The organism is Microbacterium xylanilyticum (genome assembly GCF_054654695.1).
Genome location: NZ_BAAIEN010000002.1, coordinates 1524831 through 1530309 on the forward strand (window position 1 = coordinate 1524831; position 5479 = coordinate 1530309).

Here is a 5479-nt window from a genome sequence, read left to right on the forward strand (position 1 = left end):
GTGCCCACCTGGGGAGCGTCACGATCTGTGCAGATCGGAGTCGATGCGGCTCCGCGAGAGCAGAGGAGAGCAATCATGGCCGACACCATCACTGTCGTGGGCAACATCGCCACGGCGCCGGAGCGAGGCAGCACGACGACAGGGATCGCCACGCTGAGTTTCCGGATGGCGACCAACCACCGGCGTCAGGACAGCACGGGCGCGTGGGTCGATGCCAGCACGAACTGGTTCGAAGTCAAGGCGTATCGCGCCTTGGCCGAGAACGCCGCTGCCTCCCTCAGCAAGGGTGACGCCGTCATCGTCACCGGGCGGCTGCGGCTGCGCGAGTGGGAGAACAAGGAGGGCCGGCGCAACCTGAGCGTGGAGATCGATGCGGACAGCATCGGCCCGGACCTGCGTCGCGGACGCGGCATCTTCCATCGCACGGCGCACTCGGGATCCCCGGAACCGACCGATGCTGAGACGTCCGGCCTCGCCGCGGTCGGCGCGGCCGCCGGATCCGGTGATGCGTGGGCGACGCCCGGCGCCGAGCAGGTGCCCTACTGAGCCGCGCGGCGAGGGGCGCATACGACGGACCGGGCCCCGGCGCTGGCCAGGACCCGGTCCGGTCGGAGGGCGTTCAGCTGAACTGGTTCATGGTGTTGTCCTTGCCGCCCGCCTTGAGGGCGGCGGAACCGGCGAAGTACTCCTTGTGGTTGTCGCCGATGTCGCTGCCCGCCATGTTCTGGTGCTTGACCGTGGCGATGCCCTCGCGGATCTCGCGGCGCTGGACGTCGCGGACGTAGGTGAGCATGCCCTCGTCGCCGAAGTAGCCCTTCGCGAGGTTGTCGGTCGACAGCGCCGCCGTGTGGTACGTCGGCAGGGTGATGAGGTGGTGGAAGATCCCCGCACGCGCCGAGCCGTCGCGCTGGAAGGTGCGGATCTTCTCGTCGGCGAGCCGGGCGAGCTCGGTGCCGTCGTACTCGACGCTCATCAGGTTGCCGCGGTCGTACGCCGACACGTCCTCGCCCTGTGCGGCGAGCTGGTCGAACACCTGCTGGCGGAAGTTGAGGGTCCAGTTGAACGACGGGCTGTTGTTGTAGACGAGCTTGGCGTTCGGGATGACCTCGCGGATGCGGTCGACCATCCCGGCGATCTGCTCCACGTGCGGCTTCTCGGTCTCGATCCAAAGAAGGTCGGCGCCGTGCTGCAGCGACGTGATGCAGTCGAGCACGACACGGTCCTCACCGGTGCCCGGGCGGAACTGGTAAAGGTTGCTGGCCAGTCGCTTCGGGCGCAGCAGCCGGCCCTCACGGCGGATCACGACATCCCCGTCGCTCAGGTCGGCCTCGGCGATCTCCTCGACGTCGAGGAACGCGTTGTACTGGTCGCCGAGGTCTCCCGGCGTCGCCGAGACGGCGAGCTTCTGGGTCAGGCCCGCCCCGAGGGAGTCAGTGCGGGCGACGATGATCCCGTTGTCGATGCCGAGCTCGAGGAACGCGTAGCGGACCGCGTTGATCTTGGCGAGGAAGTCCTGATGCGGAACGGTCACCTTGCCGTCCTGGTGGCCGCACTGCTTCTCGTCCGAGACCTGGTTCTCGATCTGGATCGCGCACGCCCCGGCCTCGATCATCTTCTTGGCGAGCAGGTAGGTGGCCTCGGGGTTGCCGAAGCCCGCGTCGATGTCGGCGATGATCGGCACGACGTGGGTTTCGTAGTTGTCGATCTGCGACTGGATGAACTCGACAGCCGTCTCGTCGCCCGCCGCGCGCGCCGCGTCGAGCTTCGTGAAAAGCAGGTCCAGTTCCCGCGCGTCGGCCTGGCGCAGGAACGTGTAGAGCTCCTCGATGAGGGCGGGCACCGAGGTCTTCTCGTGCATCGACTGGTCGGGGAGCGGGCCGAACTCGGAGCGGAGCGCAGCGACCATCCAGCCGGAGAGGTACAGGTAGCGCTTGTTGGTGCTCTTGAGATGCTTCTTGATCGAGATCAGCTTCTGCTGGCCGATGAAGCCGTGCCAGACACCGAGCGACTGGGTGTAGACCGACGAGTCCGCGTCGTACTCGTCCATGTCCCGACGCATGATGTCGGCGGTGTACTGGGCGATCTCCAGGCCCGTCTTGAAGCGGTTCTGCGCCCGCATGCGGGCGACGGACTCCGGGTTGATCGCATCCCAGCTGGATCCGTACTGCTTCTTGAGGGCTTCGATGGCCTCGATGTCGTCCTGGAAAGCGGTCATGATTTCCTCCGTGTGATGGTGCGCTGCGGGAGCGGCTGTCCCGGCGGGTTGGTTCCACCATGCCTAATGACTCCGAGTCCTTTCGGACGTTTCTGGGGTGAAGATCACGCAAAATTCTGTGAACCGCAAGCCCATGCCGCCCCCGTAGACTCGATCCGTGCTCAAACGTCCGGCGATCGCGGCTCCGCGGGCGATCGTGGCCGCCCTGGGCGCCCTGGCCGTCGCACTGTCGATCGCGGGCTGCGGCCCCGCCACGCACCCGGGGCCGAGCGGCCCCGCAGCACCCGCCGGCACAGCGCTCGTCACGGCACCGCCCTCCCGCCCGGAGACGGCCGCGGCGGCCCCCGCTCTGGTGCCGTCGGGCAGCGCCGACGACAACCTCCCGCTGTTCCGTGCCGTGACAGACCGGGTCTGGGCCTCCGATCAGCGGGCCTCGGGTCGGGCCTACATCGATGCGCTCGCGGCAGCGGGGTTCGACCGCGCCGCGATGCAGCTGACCGAGGATCATTCGACGGTCGGCAATCCGGCCGAGAGCATCCAGTTCTCGGTGCGCTGGGGCGACCGCGAGTGCCTCGTCGGGCAGGTCGGCCCCTCGACCGGCGACCCGGTCGCCGCAGTGCTGCCGCAGCTGGACGGCGGCGCATGCCTCGTCGGCAGGACGGCGACGCTCGGACCGTAGCCGCCCCGGGTAGGCTGGAGTGTCGATCCCGAGGCTGCGAGCCGGAATCCCCGCAGTCGTCCGCCTGGTCCCCACGATCGTCGTCATCACGACAGAAGGAGCGCCCTCGTGGCCGAATACATCTACTCCATGGTCCGCGCCCGGAAGGCCGTCGGCGACAAGCTCATCCTCGACGACGTCACCATGGCCTTCCTGCCCGGCGCGAAGATCGGCATGGTCGGCCCGAACGGCGCCGGAAAGTCCACGATCCTCAAGATCATGGCGGGCCTGGACACGCCGTCGAACGGCGAGGCCAAGCTCACCCCCGGGTACAGCGTCGGCATCCTCATGCAGGAGCCCGAGCTCGACGAGACCAAGACGGTGCTGGAGAACATCGAGTCGGGCGTGGCGATCAAGGCCAAGCTCGACCGCTTCAACGAGATCTCCGCGCAGATGGCGGATCCCGATGCCGACTTCGACACCCTGCTCGCCGAGATGGGCGTGCTGCAGGAGGAGATCGACGCGGCGGACGGGTGGGACCTCGACTCCCAGCTCGAGCAGGCGATGGACGCGCTCCGCACGCCGCCGGCCGACGCGCCGGTGACGAACCTGTCCGGTGGTGAGAAGCGCCGCGTGGCGCTCGCCAAGCTGCTGCTGCAGAAGCCGGACCTGCTGCTGCTCGACGAGCCCACCAACCACCTCGACGCCGAGAGCGTGCTGTGGCTGGAGAAGCACCTCCAGGCCTACAAGGGGGCGGTGATCGCGATCACCCACGACCGGTACTTCCTCGACAACATGGCCGAGTGGATCGCCGAGGTCGACCGCGGCCGCCTGATCGGCTACGAGGGCAACTACTCGACGTACCTGGAGAAGAAGGCGGAGCGCCTCGACATCCAGGGCAAGAAGGACGCGAAGCTCGCGAAGCGCCTCAAGGACGAGCTCGAGTGGGTGCGCTCGAGCGCCAAGGGCCGCCAGACGAAGTCCAAGGCGCGTCTGGCCCGCTACGAGGAGATGGCGGCCGAGGCGGAGCGGACGCGGAAGCTCGACTTCGAGGAGATCCAGATCCCGGCAGGGCCCCGCCTGGGCAGCGTCGTGATCGAGGCCAAGAACCTGAAGAAGGGCTTCGACGGGCGTTCCCTGATCGACGGGCTGAGCTTCAGCCTGCCGCCGAACGGCATCGTCGGCGTGATCGGCCCGAACGGCGTCGGAAAGACCACCCTGTTCAAGACGATCGTCGGCCTCGAGCCGCTGGACGGCGGCGACCTCAAGGTCGGCGAGACGGTCAAGATCAGCTACGTCGACCAGTCCCGGGCGAACATCGACCCCGACAAGACGCTGTGGGAGGTCGTCTCCGACGGCCTGGACATCATGCTCGTCGGCAAGACCGAGATCCCGTCGCGGGCGTACGTCTCCAAGTTCGGGTTCAAGGGCCCGGACCAGCAGAAGAAGGCGGGCGTCCTCTCCGGCGGTGAGCGCAACCGCCTGAACCTCGCCCTCACGCTCAAGGAGGGCGGCAACCTGCTGCTCCTCGACGAGCCGACCAACGACCTCGACGTGGAGACGCTGAGCTCCCTTGAGAACGCGCTGCTGGAGTTCCCCGGCTGCGCGGTCGTGATCACCCACGACCGGTGGTTCCTGGACCGCATCGCCACGCACATCCTCGCGTACGAGGGAACCGACGAGAACCCCGACCAGTGGTACTGGTTCGAGGGCAACTTCGAGGCGTACGAGAAGAACAAGATCGAGCGGCTCGGCCCGGACGCGGCCAACCCGCACCGTTCCACCCACCGCAGGCTCACGCGTGACTGATCGTCCCGCGGAGGAGCGCCTCCACATCCCGATCCAGCTGCGCTGGGGCGACCTGGACGCGTTCAACCACGTCAACAACACCTCGATGCTGAAGCTGCTCGAGGAGGCGCGCGTGCGGGCGTTCTGGCGCCCGGGCGAGGGGGAGCACGCGCCCAGCACCGCGGTGCTCGACTCGGGACTGGATGCGGGCGCGCTGACGCTCGTCGCGCGTCAGGAGATCGAGTACTTCGCGCCGGTGCCGTACCAGCGGCACCCGCTCGAGGTGCAGATGTGGTTCGGCAAGATCGGCGGATCCAGCGTCGAGGTCTGCTACGAGGTGTTCAACGACCCGTCGTTCTCCGAGCGCGTGATCTACGCGCGCTCGACCGCGGTGATCGTGCTCGTCGACGCCGCGACGGGACGGCCGACCCGGATCTCGCAGGAGATGCGGGACGCCTGGGCCCCGTACGTCGGACCGTCGATCACCTACGCCCACCGCTGACGCATCTGTTGCGCCGCACGCGGGGTCGTGACGACTGCTGCTGCCCGGCGGACAGGATATGCCGCATTTGGAATATACGTGCCCGCGACGCCGGAGATCCCGGAATGCGCGCGCACGCCGCGCCGAGCCGCGGACCAAAATCCCCAATTAATCTTGACGTGCCTCGGGAGCGGGTCTAACTTGGGCGTCGCATTGGTCGATGGCCGTGAGGACAGGCGGTCGTCGGGCGGAGCGCACCCGGGTTTCGGGTGTGGTCGCCGGGGTTCGGGGGAACCGCATAGCGGGTGATGTGCGGCGGCGCGTTGTTGCAAGTTCG

At 67.9% G+C, this 5479-nt stretch carries 5 protein-coding genes; 4 read left to right on the top strand and 1 reads right to left on the bottom strand.

Annotation, left to right across the window (positions count from 1 at the left end; genetic code table 11):
* Positions 1 to 75 precede the first annotated feature (75 nt).
* The gene (locus ACYQ1L_RS07875) at positions 76 to 546 is read left to right on the top strand and encodes a single-stranded DNA-binding protein (protein WP_460003656.1); all 471 of its coding nucleotides are present in this window, start codon (positions 76 to 78) and stop codon (positions 544 to 546) included.
* A gap of 73 nt (positions 547 to 619) precedes the next feature.
* Here the strand turns inward: ACYQ1L_RS07875 and ACYQ1L_RS07880 are convergent, their stop codons facing one another.
* Positions 620 to 2215 carry an isocitrate lyase gene (locus ACYQ1L_RS07880; RefSeq protein WP_460003657.1) on the bottom strand — a complete coding sequence of 532 codons (1596 nt, stop codon included), beginning with the start codon at positions 2213 to 2215 and terminating at the stop codon, positions 620 to 622.
* 157 nt (positions 2216 to 2372) lie between these two features.
* On the opposite strand from ACYQ1L_RS07880, the gene ACYQ1L_RS07885 reads away from it, so the two are divergent.
* From ACYQ1L_RS07885 to ACYQ1L_RS07895, 3 genes are all read left to right on the top strand, one after another.
* On the top strand, positions 2373 to 2894 hold the full coding sequence (locus ACYQ1L_RS07885; RefSeq protein WP_460003658.1) for a DUF6993 domain-containing protein: 522 nt from the start codon (positions 2373 to 2375) through the stop codon (positions 2892 to 2894).
* Between the two features lie 108 nt (positions 2895 to 3002).
* Complete coding sequence (ettA, locus tag ACYQ1L_RS07890) at positions 3003 to 4682, top strand: energy-dependent translational throttle protein EttA (RefSeq protein WP_460003659.1); 1680 nt, start codon at positions 3003 to 3005, stop codon at positions 4680 to 4682.
* On the top strand, positions 4675 to 5163 hold the full coding sequence (locus ACYQ1L_RS07895; protein ID WP_460003660.1) for an acyl-CoA thioesterase: 489 nt from the start codon (positions 4675 to 4677) through the stop codon (positions 5161 to 5163). Before ettA ends, ACYQ1L_RS07895 begins: the two co-directional genes overlap by 8 nt.
* Positions 5164 to 5479: the final 316 nt, after the last annotated feature.